This is a genomic window from Olivibacter sp. LS-1 (genome assembly GCF_008245145.1).
Classification (GTDB): domain Bacteria; phylum Bacteroidota; class Bacteroidia; order Sphingobacteriales; family Sphingobacteriaceae; genus Olivibacter; species Olivibacter oleidegradans.
In genome coordinates, this window is the sequence record NZ_CP041643.1 from 4,066,489 (window position 1) to 4,084,454 (window position 17,966).

At 40.9% G+C, this 17,966-nt stretch carries 11 protein-coding genes; 9 read left to right on the forward strand and 2 right to left on the reverse strand.

Annotated elements, in window-relative coordinates; translation table 11 throughout:
• Nucleotides 1-52: 52 nt before the first annotated feature.
• The 7 genes from bcp to FKG96_RS16790 all read left to right on the forward strand — a co-directional run bounded on the left by bcp (nt 53) and on the right by FKG96_RS16790 (nt 5,490).
• Nucleotides 53-514, forward strand: a complete 462-nt coding sequence (gene bcp, locus FKG96_RS16760; protein WP_013667165.1) for a thioredoxin-dependent thiol peroxidase — start codon at nt 53-55, stop codon at nt 512-514.
• 114 nt (nt 515-628) lie between these two features.
• Nucleotides 629-1,474 carry a transketolase gene (locus FKG96_RS16765; RefSeq protein WP_130855823.1) on the forward strand — a complete coding sequence of 282 codons (846 nt, stop codon included), beginning with the start codon at nt 629-631 and terminating at the stop codon, nt 1,472-1,474.
• 38 nt (nt 1,475-1,512) lie between these two features.
• Entirely contained in the window at nt 1,513-2,466 is a 954-nt protein-coding gene (locus FKG96_RS16770; RefSeq protein ID WP_130855822.1) for a transketolase family protein, read from the forward strand.
• Nucleotides 2,467-2,532: 66 nt separating this feature from the next.
• Nucleotides 2,533-3,078 carry an RNA polymerase sigma factor gene (locus FKG96_RS16775; protein ID WP_013667168.1) on the forward strand — a complete coding sequence of 182 codons (546 nt, stop codon included), beginning with the start codon at nt 2,533-2,535 and terminating at the stop codon, nt 3,076-3,078.
• A 42-nt stretch (nt 3,079-3,120) separates the two neighbouring features.
• A complete protein-coding gene (locus tag FKG96_RS16780) occupies nt 3,121-3,816 on the forward strand; it encodes a hypothetical protein (RefSeq protein WP_149105716.1) in 696 nt (231 codons plus the stop codon).
• Nucleotides 3,817-3,822: 6 nt separating this feature from the next.
• Entirely contained in the window at nt 3,823-4,224 is a 402-nt protein-coding gene (locus FKG96_RS16785; protein WP_013667170.1) for a hypothetical protein, read from the forward strand.
• Between the two features lie 81 nt (nt 4,225-4,305).
• The gene (locus FKG96_RS16790) at nt 4,306-5,490 is read left to right on the forward strand and encodes an aspartate aminotransferase family protein (protein WP_130855819.1); all 1,185 of its coding nucleotides are present in this window, start codon (nt 4,306-4,308) and stop codon (nt 5,488-5,490) included.
• 65 nt (nt 5,491-5,555) lie between these two features.
• On the opposite strand, the gene trxA is transcribed toward FKG96_RS16790, so the two are convergent.
• Both trxA and dnaE read right to left on the reverse strand, forming a co-directional pair.
• Nucleotides 5,556-5,876 carry a thioredoxin gene (trxA, locus tag FKG96_RS16795; protein ID WP_013667172.1) on the reverse strand — a complete coding sequence of 107 codons (321 nt, stop codon included), beginning with the start codon at nt 5,874-5,876 and terminating at the stop codon, nt 5,556-5,558.
• Between the two features lie 118 nt (nt 5,877-5,994).
• A complete protein-coding gene (gene dnaE / locus FKG96_RS16800; protein ID WP_130855818.1) occupies nt 5,995-10,476 on the reverse strand; it encodes a DNA polymerase III subunit alpha in 4,482 nt (1,493 codons plus the stop codon).
• 385 nt (nt 10,477-10,861) lie between these two features.
• Here dnaE and FKG96_RS16805 point away from each other — a divergent pair, with 385 nt between their 5' ends.
• Both FKG96_RS16805 and FKG96_RS16810 read left to right on the forward strand, forming a co-directional pair.
• Entirely contained in the window at nt 10,862-14,875 is a 4,014-nt protein-coding gene (locus tag FKG96_RS16805; protein WP_165446955.1) for a hybrid sensor histidine kinase/response regulator transcription factor, read from the forward strand.
• A gap of 202 nt (nt 14,876-15,077) precedes the next feature.
• Complete coding sequence (locus FKG96_RS16810; protein WP_130855816.1) at nt 15,078-17,936, forward strand: TIM-barrel domain-containing protein; 2,859 nt, start codon at nt 15,078-15,080, stop codon at nt 17,934-17,936.
• The last annotated feature ends 30 nt before the right edge of the window (nt 17,937-17,966 follow it).

Sequence of the window (17,966 nt, forward strand, 5' to 3'; positions counted from 1 at the left end):
AGCCATTGGCTATTAGTCATTAGCTAACGGCTAAAATCTAATAACTAAAAAAATGAAAGAACTAAAAGAAGGTGATAAAGCACCGGCGATTAAGGCCAAAAATCAAAAAGGTGAAACCGTAGAACTGAAAGACTATTTAGGTAAAAAAGTGATTTTATACTTTTACCCGAAAGATAATACACCGGGCTGCACCACCGAAGCCTGTAACTTTAGAGATAATTATCAGTCTCTCCTTCAAGATGGATATGAGGTATTAGGAGTGAGTATTGACAGTGAACAATCGCATCAAAAGTTTATCAGCAAGTATGAACTCCCTTTCAACTTATTGGCTGATGAGGATAAAAAGATAGTTGAGGACTACGGTGTTTGGGTGGAGAAAAATATGTATGGTAGAAAATACATGGGAACAGCCAGAACTACCTTTGTGATCAATGAAAAGGGAATCATTGAACATATCATCAGAAAGGTCGATAATAAAAATGCTTCCCGCCAGATACGGGATTTGGTAAAATAGACCATTTATTTAAAAGACCAACTAATATAAGTGTCAAATTAACAACTATTAATTAACGGCTAATAACTAAAAATATTTATCTTAGCATCTTAATATCGTTTAACACAAATTATAATGAGTGCAGACATAGCAAAACTTGAAAACATAGCAAAGCAAGTACGTCGAGATATCGTACGCATGGTACATGGTTGCCAGTCCGGCCATCCGGGAGGATCACTGGGATGTGCAGACTTTTTCGTAGCTCTCTATTTCCATCAAATGGAACACAATCCTACGTTCAACTTGGATGGTATTGGAGAAGACATTTTCTTTTTGTCCAATGGACATATATCTCCCGTATTTTACAGCACCTTGGCACGTGCCGGATACTTCGACAAAAGTGAACTAGCAACTTTTAGAAAGATTGATTCCAGGCTGCAAGGGCATCCAACAACACATGAACATTTGCCGGGTGTGCGTGTTGCTTCTGGCTCTCTTGGTCAAGGACTTTCCGTGGCAATCGGGGCTTCCCGTGCGAAAAAATTAAATGCGGATGATAAACTGGTTTATGTTTTAATGGGCGATGGCGAATTGCAAGAAGGCCAAGTATGGGAAGCTGCCATGTATGCGCCACATAATAAAGTGGACAACCTTATCGCAACGATTGATCTAAACGGTCAACAAATCGATGGTCCAACCGAACGTGTACTTTCTTTAGGTAATTTAAAAGCCAAATGGGAGGCTTTCGGATGGGATGTTTTGGAGGCAAAAGGTAACGATATGGCGCAGCTCATCGAAACCTTAACGGAAGCGAAAAGCCGTACCGGAAAAGGAAAACCGATTATGATTCTTATGCATACCGAAATGGGATATGGCGTTGATTTTATGATGGGATCTCATAAATGGCATGGTGTAGCACCCAATGATGAACAGCTAGCTACAGCACTAGCACAGCTTGAAGAAACTTTAGGAGATTATTAATTGACCTGACTTGGTCATACACTATTCAATATTACGAAATGAAGAAATATACATATACGGACAAGAAAGACACGCGTTCGGGCTTTGGAGCTGGTTTACATGAAGTAGGCAAAAAAAACAGCAATGTCGTTGCACTGTGTGCCGATTTAGTTGGATCATTAAAAATGGATGCATTCATCAAAGATTTTCCGGAAAGATTCTTCCAGATAGGAATTGCTGAAGCTAATATGATGGGAATTGCTTCCGGTTTAACCATTGGCGGAAAAATCCCCTACACCGGAACCTTCGCAAACTTCTCCACGGGAAGAGTTTATGATCAAATCCGCCAGTCTATCGCTTACTCCGGAAAAAATGTTAAAATATGTGCCTCACATGCCGGTCTAACATTAGGCGAAGACGGCGCTACCCATCAGATATTGGAAGATATCGGTTTAATGAAAATGTTGCCCGGTATGACGGTGATTAATCCTTGCGATTATAACCAGACAAAAGCCGCAACGATCGCGATCGCCGACTACGATGGTCCTGTTTATCTTCGTTTCGGCCGCCCTGTCGTACCAATCTTTACCGACCCGGATCAAAAATTTGAAATCGGCAAAGCTTGGATGGTAAACGAGGGCTCCGATGTTACGATTATTGCAACCGGTCACTTAGTTTGGGAAGCTATTCAAGCAGGAGAACAGCTTGCTGCAGTGGGAATAGACGCTGAAATTATAAATATTCATACCATTAAACCTTTGGACGAAGAAGCAATCTTAAAGTCTGTGGCTAAAACCGGCTGTGTGGTGACAGCAGAAGAGCACAACCGTCTTGGCGGCTTAGGTGATAGCGTATCCCAAGTGTTGGTTAAAAACCATCCAGCTCCCCAAGAATATGTTGCTGTTAACGACAGCTTCGGAGAAAGTGGCACACCTGCACAATTAATGGAGAAATACGGACTAAATGCTGCGAGTATTGTTAGCGCCGCTCAGAAAGTTATCAAAAGAAAATAAATGGTTTAGGTTAGCAACGGAAGGTAACAGGTTTCCTTCCGTTGTTATCAACCATCAAGCTCTCTAATGGAAGATTCAATAATAATTGAAAAATTCTCTAACGAAAGAACTCGAAATGAGGCTTTTAATTTATTGCTAAAAAAATACCAGCAGCGGATTTACTGGCATGTCCGTAGGCTGGTAGTAGATCACGATGACGCGGATGATTTGGTGCAGGATATTTTTGTAAAAGTTTGGAAAAATCTGGAGAACTTTAGAGCCGATGCGCAGCTATACACATGGCTTTATCGTATCGCAACCAATGAGTGTATTACATTTTTAAATAAAAAGAAGCAGTATCAAAGTATATCCTTAGATGATGATTCTGCTTCCTATTTGTCGGACACCCTCACTACCTCAAGTTACTTCAACGGAAACCAAGCTCAACTAAAATTACAGCAAGCTTTATTAACCTTACCGGAGAAACAGCGACTGGTTTTTAATATGAAATATTTCGATGATCTAAAATATGACGAAATTTCTGAAATCCTGGGAACAAGTGTTGGTGCGCTAAAAGCATCCTATCATTTAGCCGTAAAAAAAATTGAACAATTTTTTAGTGATAACGATTAAACCTTTTAGCGTAATCTATATCTAAGAGTTACTATGAGCACTATGGACAATGAACGTAATTATCAAGATGATTTAGCTGGCATACAAGGGGTGCCGCCTAATCCAAAGGATACGCCATTTATTGTGCCTACGGATTACTTTGATCGATTGGAAGCTAACATCATGCAACGTGTCTCCATCATTTCCGATATGGAGAAAAGCTTCACTGTACCAAACGGGTATTTTGAATCACTTAGTGACCATATCATTGCCAAAATAGAAAAGGAAGACAACCTGACACTGGCAAATTCTACGTTTGAAGATACTGAATATCACCCTTTCATCGAAAAACTAAGGGAAAAAGTTACGACCTCGGGTTTTGTCACACCGCAAAATTATTTTGATCAATTAGATAAAAAAATCAATCAAGCGATAGTTTCCACAGCTAAAAACGAAAAGACAAGGGAGATTGCATTTCCAATAAGAAGGAAAAATCGGAATCTAACCTGGATCGGCTATGCGGCAGCGGCTTGCATAGCAATCGGCTTAGGTGTTTACGGTTTCTTTCAGTATCAATCCAACAATTTTGAACGTACTTTGAAAAGCATTCCCGATAATGAAATTGTGAACTATCTGGAGTATTATAGTGAACCGGGAGACGCTGCTTTTCTTGAAGCTCAATTTGATGGTGTCATTCAAATGGATAAACCCAAATTTTCAGAAGAAGATATAGAAGCCTATTTGGATTACAGTATCTAACTTGAAATGAAGAAATTACTTTTTACATATATACTGTTGGTTGCTTCTATCTTCACGCTGAAGGCTCAAGATAGAGATCAACAGAATCGATTTAAGCAGATTGAAGCTGCCAAGATAGCCTACATAACCAAAGAACTTTCCTTAAGTCCGGCTGATGCTGAACGTTTTTTCCCTTTATATAATCAATACCAGCGGGAAATGAGGGCACTGATTCATCAACGGCGAACTAAAACCGGAAAAAAGAGAAGTGAATTAGACTATGACTCGGAGGTCTTAGCTTTGAAGATGCGTTATCGTGACGCTTTTATTCCTATAATAAATGCACAACGAACCGCTAAATTTTTTGAAGCGGAGCGAGAATTTAGGGAGCAACTATTGCAGGAGTTGAAAGACCGACGAAACGAGTAAAAGATCTTTATCGCCCGCCCGTACCTCTATACTATTTTAAATCTGTACCTTCGACGCACAGAGTGAATTGAAAGGATTTCTATGTTAAGTAATCGCCAACTTTTTTTATTGAATACCGCACAAACGTCTACAAGCCCACGGTTAATAGAAATTGAAAAAGCAGAAGGGCTTTACCTTTATGGGCCCGACGGCCAAAAGTATATGGATCTAGTATCAGGCTTCGCTGTTAGTAATATCGGACATCGGCATCCTCGAGTTTTAACGGCTATTCGCGATCAACTGGAAAAATATCTCCACGTTACCGTATATGGCGAATTTATTCAAGCACCTCAGGTGGCCTTGGCTACTAAGTTGTTAGAGCAACTCCCTTCTACCCTGAACAACATCTATTTCGTAAATTCGGGCACCGAAGCAACTGAAGGAGCGATGAAAATAGCTAAAAAATACACCGGACGCTCCGCGTTTATTGCTGCGAAGAAGGCCTATCATGGAAGTACGCAAGGTGCTCTCAGCTTAATGGGAGATGAAAAATATAAAATACCATATGAGCCCTTGCTTCCTAATATAACTTATATCAACTATAACGAACTCAACGATCTCTCAAAAATCACCACAGATACCGCTGGCGTAGTGCTTGAGGCCGTACAGGGAGAGGCGGGCATCCGTGTGCCGGATATAAATTATATGCAACAGCTACGTAAACGTTGCAATGAGACGGGAGCTCTTCTTATACTAGATGAAATACAGACAGGGCTGGGACGAACTGGAAAACTTTTCGCTTTTGAGCATTATGGTATTGTCCCGGATATATTATTAACTGCAAAAGGCTTAGGTGGGGGTATGCCCATAGGGGCATTTATTGCTAGAAGAGAAATAATGGATGTTATTAAAGAAAATCCGATCTTAGGCCATATTACCACCTTCGGCGGACATCCTGTATCGTGTGCTGCAGCGCTGGCGTCCTTAACGGTTATTTTGGAAGAGAAATTAATGGATACTGTTCCACAGAAACATGAAATATTCAAAGCTCATTTGAAGCACCCACTCATAAAAGAAGTAAGAGGCATTGGCCTCATGATGTGCATTCAGCTAACGTCTTTTCAGCAAGTCGAAGCTGTTAGTAAATACTGTGCAGAAAATGGCGTCATGATCGATTGGTTTTTACATCACGAAACGGCTTTGCGCGTTTCTCCGCCATTAATTATTAAAGAGGAAGAAATAATAGCAGCTTGTACGGTTATTAAACAGGGTTTGGATCGTTTATGAGCTTTAAGCTATTAGGCTTTAGCCATTAGCTAATTTGCTAACAGCTAATACCTAACAGCGAAAACCTAAGCTAACTGTGCTTCTAACTTACTAGCCAAAACCGACTTAGGCACGGCACCGATTTGTTTGTCCACAATCTCACCGTTTTTAAAGAACAATAAAGCCGGGATATTTCTAATTCCGTATTTAGTAGAAATTTCGGCGTTGTGATCCACGTTCACTTTTCCTACAACAACTTTACCGTCGTAATCTTTTGCTAATTCTTCAACAACAGGTCCTACCATACGGCATGGTCCGCACCACTCTGCCCAAAAATCCACCAACACGGGTTTGTCTGATTTCAAAACAACTTCATCAAAGTTGCTATCTGTGATTTCTAATGCCATTATCTTTTTATTTTATATGCTTATTATTAATATCCAAGATTTTCCTACATCCTAGAATTGATATTACAAAGATAACTTTCAAAAGCTTTGCCAAAGTATAGTATCTGACAATCTGACACTAATTTAACTTATAGCCCCTATCGCCCGTTAAAGCTCGCAAATCTTGTAAAAACTCATTACTTAGATGTACTTTCATGCCCTTTGCAGGCATCTCTAAGCTTACCTTATCTTCATAGTCTAACAATACAAACTTCAATTGACAATTTCTAATTTCCTGTTCCTGCTGATTCTTATGAATAATTTGTTGCAGATTATCTACAAACTTATTGTTCAGTTCATGCAGCGGTACCTGAATACTGATCGATTTCGCCATTTTATCCCGAAGCTCAGACAATAGTTGAATCGAAGTGATTTTAAACTCCCAATTATCTTGTTGTCGAAAACGTTCACTAACTGTGCCCCTAATCTGCAAAAAGTAGTTTTCGTTCATAAACCCTTTAAATTTAACATAATCTTCACCAAAAAGTGCCATTTCATACGAATCGCTGTAATCCTCAAAGGTCATACGTCCATAGGGTTTGCCCGTTTTGGTCATGCCATGGTAAACTGCGGTAACCATCCCTCCTACTACTAAATCCTTATTTTTTATCTTAGCAAATTCCGTTTTGACATCTTCTACTCCTTCCTCCGGAGATTCTAGTCCTGCGTCCTGTCCGTTATCAGCATCTTTCCCTGCACCGGCTTTCATTTTGTCAATCAAGTGGAGTTGACTCACCTTGTGTTGACAAAAATACTCCAATTCCAAACGATAGTCATCCATTGGATGCCCGGTTATATACATACTAACAACGTTTTTTTCGTAACGCAGCTTCTCCATCAATCCCCATTCAGGGCATGGCGGTAAGGATGGTTCGGGAATATCCGCATCACTGGTTCCTCCGAACAATGACATAGCTGCATTATTTTTGTTGTACTGGTAATCATTCGTATATTTTATTAGACGCTCTATCCCATTTTGGCTTAGCCCCTCAGGCACATGGAAGAATTGCGCCCTGTTTATACCAAAACAGTCAAAAGCCCCACTATACACCAAACTTTCGTATACCTTCTTATTGATCGTACGTGGATTACTGCGCCGGGCAAAATCGGCAATGGATAGATACTTGCCTTCATCCCTATTGCTCACAATGGTGTCTACAGCGCCGGCTCCAACTCCTTTTACTGCACCAATACCAAAGCGTATAGCTCCCTGGTCGTTCACCGTAAACTTGTAGAATGATTCATTTACATCCGGACCCAAAACCGTTAATCCCATTCGTTTACACTCTTCCATAAAGAATGATATTTGCTTGATATCGTTCATATTATTGGATAATACAGCGGCCATATATTCGGCAGGATAATGAGCCTTCAAGTAGGCTGTTTGGTAGGCCACCCACGCATAACAAGTGGAGTGCGATTTATTAAAGGCATAACTTGCAAAGGCCTCCCAATCTTTCCATATCTTCTCCAAAACCTTTTCATCATGTCCTTTTTCCGCTGCTTGTTGCACAAACTTCGGTTTCATTTTATCCAGTACATCGCGCTGCTTTTTACCCATAGCCTTACGCAAAACGTCCGCTTCACCTTTGGTAAAACCGGCTAGCTTCTGGGAGAGAAGCATCACCTGCTCTTGATAAACGGTGATACCGTAGGTCTCTTTTAAGTACTCTTCACAAGCTTCCAAATCGTAGGTAATGGGTTCCTCTCCATTTTTTCGTCGGATAAAACTGGGGATATATTCCAATGGCCCGGGTCTATAAAGAGCGTTCATAGCAATCAGGTCACCAAAAACGGTCGGCTTTAGCTCCTTCATATACTTCTGCATGCCGGGCGACTCGTATTGGAAAATACCTACCGTTTCACCGCGCTGGAAAAGCTCGTAGGTCTTCACATCGTCAATCGGAAAAAAGTCAGGATTTAGTTCAATCCCCTTCGTATGTTTCACCAAGCTGACCGTGTCCTTAATCAAGGTTAAGGTTTTCAAACCCAGAAAGTCCATTTTTAATAAACCTGCGCTTTCAACCACCGAGTTATCGAACTGCGTTACGTAAAGCTCGGAATCTTTCGCCGTGGATACAGGAACGAAATTGGTAATATCATCCGGCGTAATGATTACACCACAGGCATGTATTCCTGTATTTCTCACAGACCCTTCTAATGCTTTCGCCTGCCTGATTGTTTCAGCTCCGAGATCATTACCATTTGCCAAATTGATTAATTCGCGGACACTCTCAAGCTCTTCTGTTCTTAAAGCGCTCTTCAAGGCCTGTGCATCCATATTAAATAGCTTGTTAAGCTTTAAGTTTGGTACGAGTTTCGCAATTTTGTCCGCTTCAAATAATGGTAAGTCCAACACCCTTGCCGTATCTCGAATAGAAGATTTGGCGGCCATTGTACCATAGGTAATAATCTGTGCTACCTGATTGGCGCCGTATTTATTTATAACGTAGTCCATTACCCGTCCTCGGCCTTCATCATCAAAATCGATGTCAATATCCGGCATGGAAACACGATCGGGATTTAGGAAACGCTCAAAAAGTAAATCATATGCAATTGGATCGATGTTTGTAATTCCCAAGCAATAAGCGACCGCGGAGCCTGCAGCCGAGCCACGACCCGGCCCAACGGACACGCCGATTTCTCTAGCCGCCGCAATAAAGTCTTGTACAATCAGGAAGTAGCCTGGGTAACCGGTTTTTTCGATTGTTTGTAACTCAAAATCAAGCCGCTCTCTTATCTCCGGTGTAATCTCGCTATAACGCTTAGCGGCACCTACATAAGTTAAATGTCGAAGGTATTTATTCTCTCCTCTTTTACCGCCGTCCAGCTGATCTTCTGCTACCTGGAATTCTTCAGGAATATCAAACTTTGGCAAAAGTACATTACGATAAAGTGAGTAAACCTCTACCTTGTCTACAATCTCCTGGATGTTTGCAATCGCTTCAGGGATGTCGGTAAAGAGTTTCTTCATCTCTTCGCCCGATTTGAAGTAGTACTCCTCATTGGGCAGTCCGTAACGGAAGCCTCGACCGCGCCCTTTAGGTGTCGCTAGTTTCTCCGCATCCCGAACACATAAAAGAATGTCATGTGAATGCGCATCTTCCTTGTTTATATAGTACGTATTGTTAGTTGCAATAAGTTTTACCCCGTGTTTCCTTGCCAGTTCAACTAAACTGGCATTGATACGATTTTCATCTTCCTGGCCATGTCGCATCAATTCGATATAGAAGTCCTCACCGAAAGTCTCCTTCCACCATATCAAAGCTTCCTCCGCCTGGTTTTCTCCCATATTGAGTAACTTATTCGGTATTTCACCATATAAGTTTCCTGAAAGGACGATAATGTTTTCTTTATATTGCTCAATTATCTTCCTATCGATACGAGGTACATAATAAAATCCATCAGTATAAGCTAACGAAGACATCTTGGCCAAGTTATGGTAGCCTGTCTTGTTCTTTGCTAACATTACAATCTGGTAACCATTGTCCTTTCTCGTCTTATCCGCATGATTATCACAAACAAAAAATTCGCAGCCCACGATAGGCTTAATGATCACTTCGCTCGGCTCCTCTCCATTCTCCACGGCTGTTTTATTTTTGGCTTCTGCCGCCTTGTTATGATTCAGCACGTTGCTGACAAAGTGAAAAGCGCCCATCATATTTGCATGATCAGTAATTGCTACAGCAGGCATTCTATGCTTAGCGGCGGCCTTCACTAAATCGGAAACAGAAATGGTCGATTGCAAAATGGAAAATTGCGTATGGTTATGAAGGTGTACGTAATCGACTTCTTTAAGCTCCTCTCTGTTGGCGTCAAGCTCTTTTTGTGAAATGCTATCTTGATCAGCCTTTAAACGTCGCCTAATTGAATCAGAGGCTGCTTTCAGATTAACATGCTGTAAACCAACTGCCGCGATAGGATCTGGATTATTCGTTCGAAAAACCTCAAAATAATCTTCCTGAACTTGTAACTCAGCCGCAGTGAAAATATTCTTCTTGATCAGCTCTAGAAAACAGCGTGTCGTAGCTTCAACATCGGCGGTTGCATTATGTGCTTCAGCGAAGGGTACTCCAAATAAATATGCATGCAGCTCTGTCAGATTGGGAAGTTTAAATTTACCACCCCTACCTCCCGGTAGCTGTAACAAATTTGCCGTAACCTCTGTACAGGTATCCAATACCGCCTTCTCGCCCATGGTTGTGGCAATTCCCATCCGATGAAACTCACAACCCATAATATTGATGTCAAAACCGATATTCTGTCCAACAATAAACTTGGCTTTATCCAAAGCAATATTGAACTTTTCCAACACCTCAACCAGATCAATTCCCTGTTCTAAAGCTAGCTCGGTAGAGATACCATGGACCCGTTCAGCATCATAAGGAATATTGAAACCTTCCGGCTTAACCAGATAGTCCTGATGCTCAATCAAACGGCCCATATCGTCATGTAATTGCCAAGCTATCTGCACACAGCGCGGCCAATTATCTGTATCGGTAATGGGTGCATCCCAACGTTTCGGTAATCCTGTCGTTTCAGTATCAAAAATTAAGTACATAGCTATTAAATGGATTGAGCAATAAGATGACACAAAACTACAGAAAATTAAACGTATCCGCTTGCCACCTGATCACAAAAGTATCCACATATGTCAGAAATTATACCGTAGAGAAAGCAAGTTTTTTTCCGCTACCGCTATTCTGTTCAAACTATCAGAGATTTCGCTTTTTAACGGTATATTATAGTGTTAAAAGAACGCTTATTTCAGTTAAGGTTATTTAGCAAATTGGAAATCACGCCAATTTTCTATAGGTTTGGTGGAACAAAAACTAACAAAAACCAACAGTTTTGATCTAATCATCTACTGTCGATCCACTGAAATAAATTGCTTAACCGTGCGACGAGTTACCCTATATACCCTGATTTTGATGCTGTTTAGCATAATGACAACGTTAGCACAACGTATAGCTAATATTCGATTCTACCAGTTGAACGAGCAGCATGGCTTATCCAATAACCACATAAGCGCCATTATTAAAGATTCAACCGGTTTTCTTTGGTTCGGTACTTCAGCGGGCTTAAACCGGTACGATGGCCGTCAAATCAAGGTTTACCGCCACTCTAACGCAAATATTACCAGCATAAAGGACAATAATATCATCGATCTGTTTATCGGCCCTGAAAACAAACTGTGGATAAAAAGTAAAAAAGGCTTAAACATCTATCAGGACAAACACGAAAATTTCGTCAGGAATGTAGATAGCGTATTAAAAACCTATGGACTACCGCCTACAGACATTATTCAAATAGAGCGAGATAGTCAGGGGAATTTTTGGTTTCTAACTGTTGGAAATGGCTTATATCGATATAATCCTGTAAAAAAAACGAGCGTCCGCCTTCAAAGCCTCAACGGACAAAACATAACCGGTATAGCGCTTTCGCAAAGCAATGGAACATTGCATACAATTTACGCAAATGGATTGATAGAGATTATAGATATTCAAACCCTCGTGTGCAGAAAACGTCTTCAAGCGATCACAAAAGCGGTTGATGGTTTGTCTGGTGCAATCTTTAAACTATTTTGTGATCGGCATGACGACCTTTGGGTTTACTCAACAGATGTTCCGCTTGGTGTTTACTACCTCCAAAAGGGAAAAACAGACGCCAGACACCTGCATAAAAACAGCAAACCTGCTGCGCTGAATACGGATGTAGTTACCCATATTACCGAGGATGAAAACAACAATATCTGGTTAGCAACTGATCATGGTGGAATTAATCTATTACACAAAAAGGATTTCTCCGTGTCCTATATTCTTCATCATGATGCCAATGCTTCCACGATAGCACAGAACAGCACCATTTCACTCTATAAGGATGACCAGCAAATCATATGGGTTGGAACATATAAACAAGGGCTAAGCTATTATCATAAGCAACTTTTTATGTTCCCGCTGGTAAACAAGCAAACAGGGTTACCCTTTGAAGATGTAAATCGATTTGCAGAAGATCGTCAGGGCAATTTATGGATAGGTACAAATGGCGGTGGTCTTTTGTATTTCGACCGCGCCAAGAATCAGTTCAAAACTTATAAGCAAACCGACTTACCCAACGACCTAAGTAGCAATATCATTGTCAGCATGCTGCTCGATACAAAAGATAGACTTTGGGTTGGCACTTACCACGGCGGCCTAAATATGTTCGACGGCAAGACGTTTAAGCAATACCCGCTTGAATCAGATCGAGATGGATACCCTCATGATAATAATATATGGGAAATCTATCAGGATAGCAGAGGCCGGATATGGGTAGGAACGCTATCAAACGGGCTTTATTACTATGAAGCGGAATACGATCGGTTTGTCAGTGTGAACAATGCAGGCATACCGAAATACATATCAGCCATAATGGAAGATAAAAACGGACATCTATGGGTCGGAGGTGCGCAGGGAATTGTGATATTGAATCGATCTAACGAAATCATTTACAAGTTTACGGCCGGAACCGGGAAAGACAGCTTGAGCAATAACTATATCTCGGATTTATTGCAAGATAAACATGGCCGTATTTGGATTGCTACACAAGATGGTCTAAACTTGTATAAACCTGGATCAAATAGCTTTCAAGTTTTTCGGAATACAAATGGCCTACCTGATAATTTTGCGCTGAATTTATTAGAAGACGCACAGGGCAGACTTTGGGTAAGCACCTTAAAAGGCCTATCATGCATACACTATCGGGAAAGCGATAACGAATTACCGGATATCAAAAATTACCATACCCAAGATGGTCTTCAGGGCCTTTCTTTTAATGAAAATGCAGTATACAAAACAAAAGCGGGAGAGCTTATTTTCGGTGGGCCAGCTGGTTTTAACATCATCGTCCCAAAGGATATTCCTAAATTAAAAGCGCCATTTAAACCGGTAATAACAGCCTTCTCATTATTCAACGAGACATTGGAAATCGATAAAGAATATCATGGTCGTTCCATTTTAATCAATTCCCCTACCTATACCAAAAACATATCCCTAAATTATGATCAGAATATTTTTACAATTACCTTCTCGCCGCTTGAATATATAACGAAGGAGCATCGACGGTTTCTCTATCAGCTTGAAGGTTTTAATGACAATTGGTTACCTGACCAGGGCGATCACAAAATAACCTTTACGAATTTGGATCCGGGTGTTTACGAATTCAAGGTAAAAGCGTCGCTCGATAATGGACAATGGAGCGATCCCTATACCTTGCTCCGCATTGAAATTGCTCCCCCCATTTGGAAAACACCTCTGGCCTATGTCTCTTACATTCTGTTGCTTGGTGCCTCGCTTTTACTGATCCGACATATTGAAAGGAAACGACAAAAAAGCCGATTTCGACTGCAACAGGAGCGCGAAGCTTTTAAACAGGCAGTTGAGCTAGACAGAACTAAAACACAATTTTTCACTAACATAAGTCATGAATTTCGCACACCATTAAGTCTCATCCTAGCACCAATTGATCGATTACTGGATGAAAAGCTAAATGAGGGACAAAAGACTCAGTTGCAAACCATGAAGCGCAATGCCAAAAGGTTATTGAATTTAGTCAATCAACTTCTTGATTTAAAAAAGGTTGACAGCAACAAGCTAAAGATAGACTTAACTTTAGGTGATATCATCTCGCACATCAGAGAACATGTTGATTCTTTTATGGATCTGGCGGCCGTAAAACATATAACACTCTCATTCATCTCAAATAAAGGCAGCTTTTACGCCTATTTCGATCAAGAAAAAATCGAACGTATTACATTTAATTTATTAAGTAATGCGTTGAAATTCACCGACAAAAATGGTAAAGTGGAGGTAATACTTACAGTAAAAGATGCTGCAAATTCACATTACTTAGAAATAAAAGTGAAAGATACAGGAATAGGTATACCCGCAGATCAGCAAGAAAAAATCTTTGAACGTTATTTTCAACATGTTGACACCAAGAACCTTTACAATCAAGGATACGGTATTGGATTATCAATTACACATGATTACGTGCAACTGCTAGGTGGAACAATTACACTCAATAGCCAAGAGAACGTGGGTAGCACCTTTACAATTGATCTACCATTACCTGTTAATGTTGAAAAAAACAGCGATGCCCTATCTGCACTAGCTGAAGTTGGACCCGATCTCCATCCACAAAAACACAAAAGGGAGCAAGGGAAAAAGCTTCCATCAATACTTTTGGTTGATAATGATGAAGATTTGATTTTTTACCTATATGAAAACTTAAAGTATAAGTTTCAACTGGATTATGCTTTTGATGCACAATCAGCGTGGGTAAAAGCACTTGGGCAACATCCCGACTTAATCATTTCGGATATACAGATGCCCGGCGATTCGGGTATTGACTTATGCAAAAAGATAAAAGACGATTCCCGAACCCGTCATATACCCGTTATGTTATTGACAGCCTATAGCGATGAAGCGATACAGCTAAAAGCTACTGATTCCGGCGCGTCAGATTATATCATCAAACCTTTTCATTTCCAGTTGCTAATAGCAAAAATCGACAACCTATTAAAGCAAAAGACATTATTGGAAAGAACTTATAAAAAACAACTTGAAGTTATTCCTTCTATCACCGCCATTGAATCTGAGGACGAAAAATTTCTACGGCGTGCAGCCAAAATCGTGGAAGATAATATAGCCAACACGACATTTTCAGTAGAAGATTTAGCGGCAGCCCTAAACATTAGTCGCGTAGGTTTATACAAACGCCTTTTAGCATTAAATGGCCATACGCCCTCCGAGTTTATTCGTAATATTCGATTGCGCAAAGCCGCTCAACTCCTGGTAAAATCCAATCTAAGTGTTGCAGAGGTAGCTTATCAAGTCGGTTTCAATAATCCTAAACAATTCAGCAAATATTTTAAGGCAATGTATGCGGTATTGCCTTCTGTGTATAAACAGAATCAGTAGATTTTCTATACCTTTTGCGACGAAAAAACGCGATAAAGCAAGCATCCACATCTATATTGTTAACCAAAATACCCCTATTTATAAACATTTCCGTCCCCTCCCATATTGGGTGTACACGTAGTTTTGTCTCACAAGTTTTACAGGACTAACCAAAACAAACTAACCAAAACTTGTAAAACAAGAATTTTTTTTGTAACAAAACATGCCAAAATTACCTACTCTTTTTGCCCTACTTTGTTGCAGTTTACCACTACTGGTAAATGCACAGAAAGCTGATTATCGAAAAACTGAAAACGGAATTTCGTTGACATTTAGAAATGCTCCCGGAACGATTGATCAAAATCTAGCAATTGAATTCATTCGTGACAGCATTGTACATATCAGGTCAACTCCCTTAAACAACTCGGTAAAGCAGTCGGCCCAACTTTCCATCACCGATACACTTCAAAGTAAGTCGACGCCACACGCTATTGAGGAAACCGGGAATACCATTCACCTCAAAAACAAAGTGCTTCAACTTAGTATTTCCCTGCTGACAGGCCAGATAGCCTTCTTAAATCCTAATGGCGATACCATCTTATGCGAAATGCCAAGAAATGCCCAAGCATTTACTCCGGGCGTTGCCAACGGCGATGTGTTTTACAAAATAAAGCAAGATTTTAAAATAAGTGAAGACGAAGGCTTATACGGACTTGGCCAACATCAAAACGGTATTATGAATTACCAGGGCAAGCAAGTCACCCTTTTGCAATACAACACCGATGTTGCCGTACCCATGTTATTGTCTACAAAAAACTATGGGCTCTTATGGAATAATTACGCTATTACTAAAGTCGGAGACACGCGCGAACTATTGCCTTTATCCGGTTTAGCATTGTATGCAAAAGATAGTCAACAAGGCTGGTTAACAGCGAGCTATGTAAATAAAGAAAACGAAAAAGAGGTTTTTACAACGCGCGCCGAATCGGATATCGATTACAATGATCTGAGTGATTTATATAAATTTCCTCAAGGAATTGACCTCTCCAAGTGTTTAGTTCGTTACGAGGGTCACTTTAGCTCTCCTTTAACCGGTAAACAACGCCTACACTTTAAGTATGCAGGCTATATCAAGGTTTGGATCGACGGCAAACTTTTACAGGACCGGTGGAGGGAATCATGGAATGCCGGAACCTTCGAATTGGAATTCGCCACGGAGGCCAATGAGAAACACGCCATACAAATCGATTGGAAACCGGAAGGCGCCCAGTCGTATTTAGGAATAAATTGGCAACGCCCCATTCCACAAGCAGGGCGACGAATCTTTGGCTTCGATTCAGAAGCGGGTGATGGCATTGACTACTACTTTATTAAAGGAAGTAATATGGACCACGTAATCAGTGGGTATCGTACGCTTACCGGAAAGGCACCCGTGATGCCCAAATGGGTGTTTGGTTATTGGCAAAGTCGCGAGCGCTATAAAACGCAAGCTGAAATCCTAGAAGTAGCCAAAGAATTTAGACGACGCCGCATTCCAATTGATAATCTTGTACTCGATTGGTCATATTGGCCCGAAAAAGATTGGGGAGGCCAAAATTTTGATGCTGCACGCTTCCCTGATGCAACAGGAATGATCTCTCAACTGCATAAAGACCATTTCAAACTCATGATTTCCGTATGGCCTAAATTTAACCAAGAAGCTACCACCTATTCTCAATTCATGGAATATGGTTGGCTATATAGACGAAACATTGCGGATGGCAGGAAAGATTGGATAGGAAAAGGGTACACTTCGACGTTTTACGATCCTTTCAATGCCGAGGCAAGGCGCGGATTCTGGGACTTGCTCAATAAAAAGCTCTATCAAAAAGGTGTTGATGCTTTCTGGATGGATGCTAGCGAACCGGATATTCATTCGAATATAAGTGTTCAGGAAAGGAAAGACGTGTTTCAACCGTCTATCGGATCTTCGACACGTTATTATAATGCCTTCCCATTGCAAAATGCCAAAGGAATTTACGAAGGTCAGCGAGCGGAAGATCCTAATAAAAGAGTTTTTATGCTTACACGTTCCGGATTTTCCGGGCAACAGCGCTACGCCGCTGCCACATGGAGTGGAGATATTGCTTCTACCTGGAATGATATGAAAGACCAGATAGCAGCTGGTGTGAATTTCTCAATGTCCGGACTTCCCTATTGGACAATGGATGTTGGCGGCTTTTTAGTTGAAAAAAGATATTACCAACCTCAGGCTGCCGATCAGGAAGAATGGCGCGAACTAAACAGCAGATGGTACCAATTTGGCGCTTTTACGCCTATTTTTAGGGCTCACGGGCAGTTTCCGTTCCGAGAGCCCTTTAACATCGCTCCTGAAGGACATCCGGCCTACAATAGCATGGTATACTATATACGCCTACGTTATCGGTTGCTTCCCTATCTGTATAGCTTAGCCTGTAAAACCTATCACGACGACTATAGTATACTACGGGGATTGGCTATGGACTTCACCGGCGATACTACAACTTACAATATCAACGACCAGTTTATGTTGGGTCCGTCCTTGCTTGTCAACCCGGTCACCCGTAAAGGAGCCAACAGTCGCACCCTCTATTTACCGACCGGAACTTCCTGGTATAACTTTTACACCGGTGAACAGGTCCAAGGAGGCCAACAAATCGATGCACCTGCTCCCTTCGAGCGTATACCTGTTTTTGTTAAAGCGGGCTCCATTCTACCGTTGGGCCCCTCCCTACAGTATACTGACGAAAAAAATGATCAAGCCACTACGTTGTATGTTTTCGAAGGCGGAAATGGCGATTTCACCTTGTATGAAGACGATGGACTCACCTATAACTATGAAAAAGGAGGTTTTAACTACATTCAAATTGAATACGACGATCAAACAAAAACAGTCACCTTTTCAAAAAGAACAGGAAACTACACGGCCGCGCCTAAAAGTCGGATGTTTAACATCGTTTTTGTCAGCAAGCAACGACCTAGCGGTATAGATAGCCAAGCTAAACCCAACACAAGCGTGAGCTATAAGGGCAATAGTATCAAGGTAAAACTAACAAACAATTAAATAAACAAGCCAGCAACGGTAAGACCTAAA

What these genes read in the sequence shown, in the direction of transcription:
- bcp (WP_013667165.1), top strand. Translation starts at nt 53, where the DNA reads ATGAAAGAACTAAAAGAAGGTGATAAAGCACCGGCGATTAAGGCCAAA.
- FKG96_RS16765 (WP_130855823.1), top strand. Translation starts at nt 629, where the DNA reads ATGAGTGCAGACATAGCAAAACTTGAAAACATAGCAAAGCAAGTACGT.
- FKG96_RS16770 (WP_130855822.1), top strand. Translation starts at nt 1,513, where the DNA reads ATGAAGAAATATACATATACGGACAAGAAAGACACGCGTTCGGGCTTT.
- FKG96_RS16775 (WP_013667168.1), top strand. Translation starts at nt 2,533, where the DNA reads ATGGAAGATTCAATAATAATTGAAAAATTCTCTAACGAAAGAACTCGA.
- FKG96_RS16780 (WP_149105716.1), top strand. Translation starts at nt 3,121, where the DNA reads ATGGACAATGAACGTAATTATCAAGATGATTTAGCTGGCATACAAGGG.
- FKG96_RS16785 (WP_013667170.1), top strand. Translation starts at nt 3,823, where the DNA reads ATGAAGAAATTACTTTTTACATATATACTGTTGGTTGCTTCTATCTTC.
- FKG96_RS16790 (WP_130855819.1), top strand. Translation starts at nt 4,306, where the DNA reads ATGTTAAGTAATCGCCAACTTTTTTTATTGAATACCGCACAAACGTCT.
- trxA (WP_013667172.1), bottom strand. Translation starts at nt 5,876, where the DNA reads ATGGCATTAGAAATCACAGATAGCAACTTTGATGAAGTTGTTTTGAAA.
- dnaE (WP_130855818.1), bottom strand. Translation starts at nt 10,476, where the DNA reads ATGTACTTAATTTTTGATACTGAAACGACAGGATTACCGAAACGTTGG.
- FKG96_RS16805 (WP_165446955.1), top strand. Translation starts at nt 10,862, where the DNA reads ATGACAACGTTAGCACAACGTATAGCTAATATTCGATTCTACCAGTTG.
- FKG96_RS16810 (WP_130855816.1), top strand. Translation starts at nt 15,078, where the DNA reads ATGCCAAAATTACCTACTCTTTTTGCCCTACTTTGTTGCAGTTTACCA.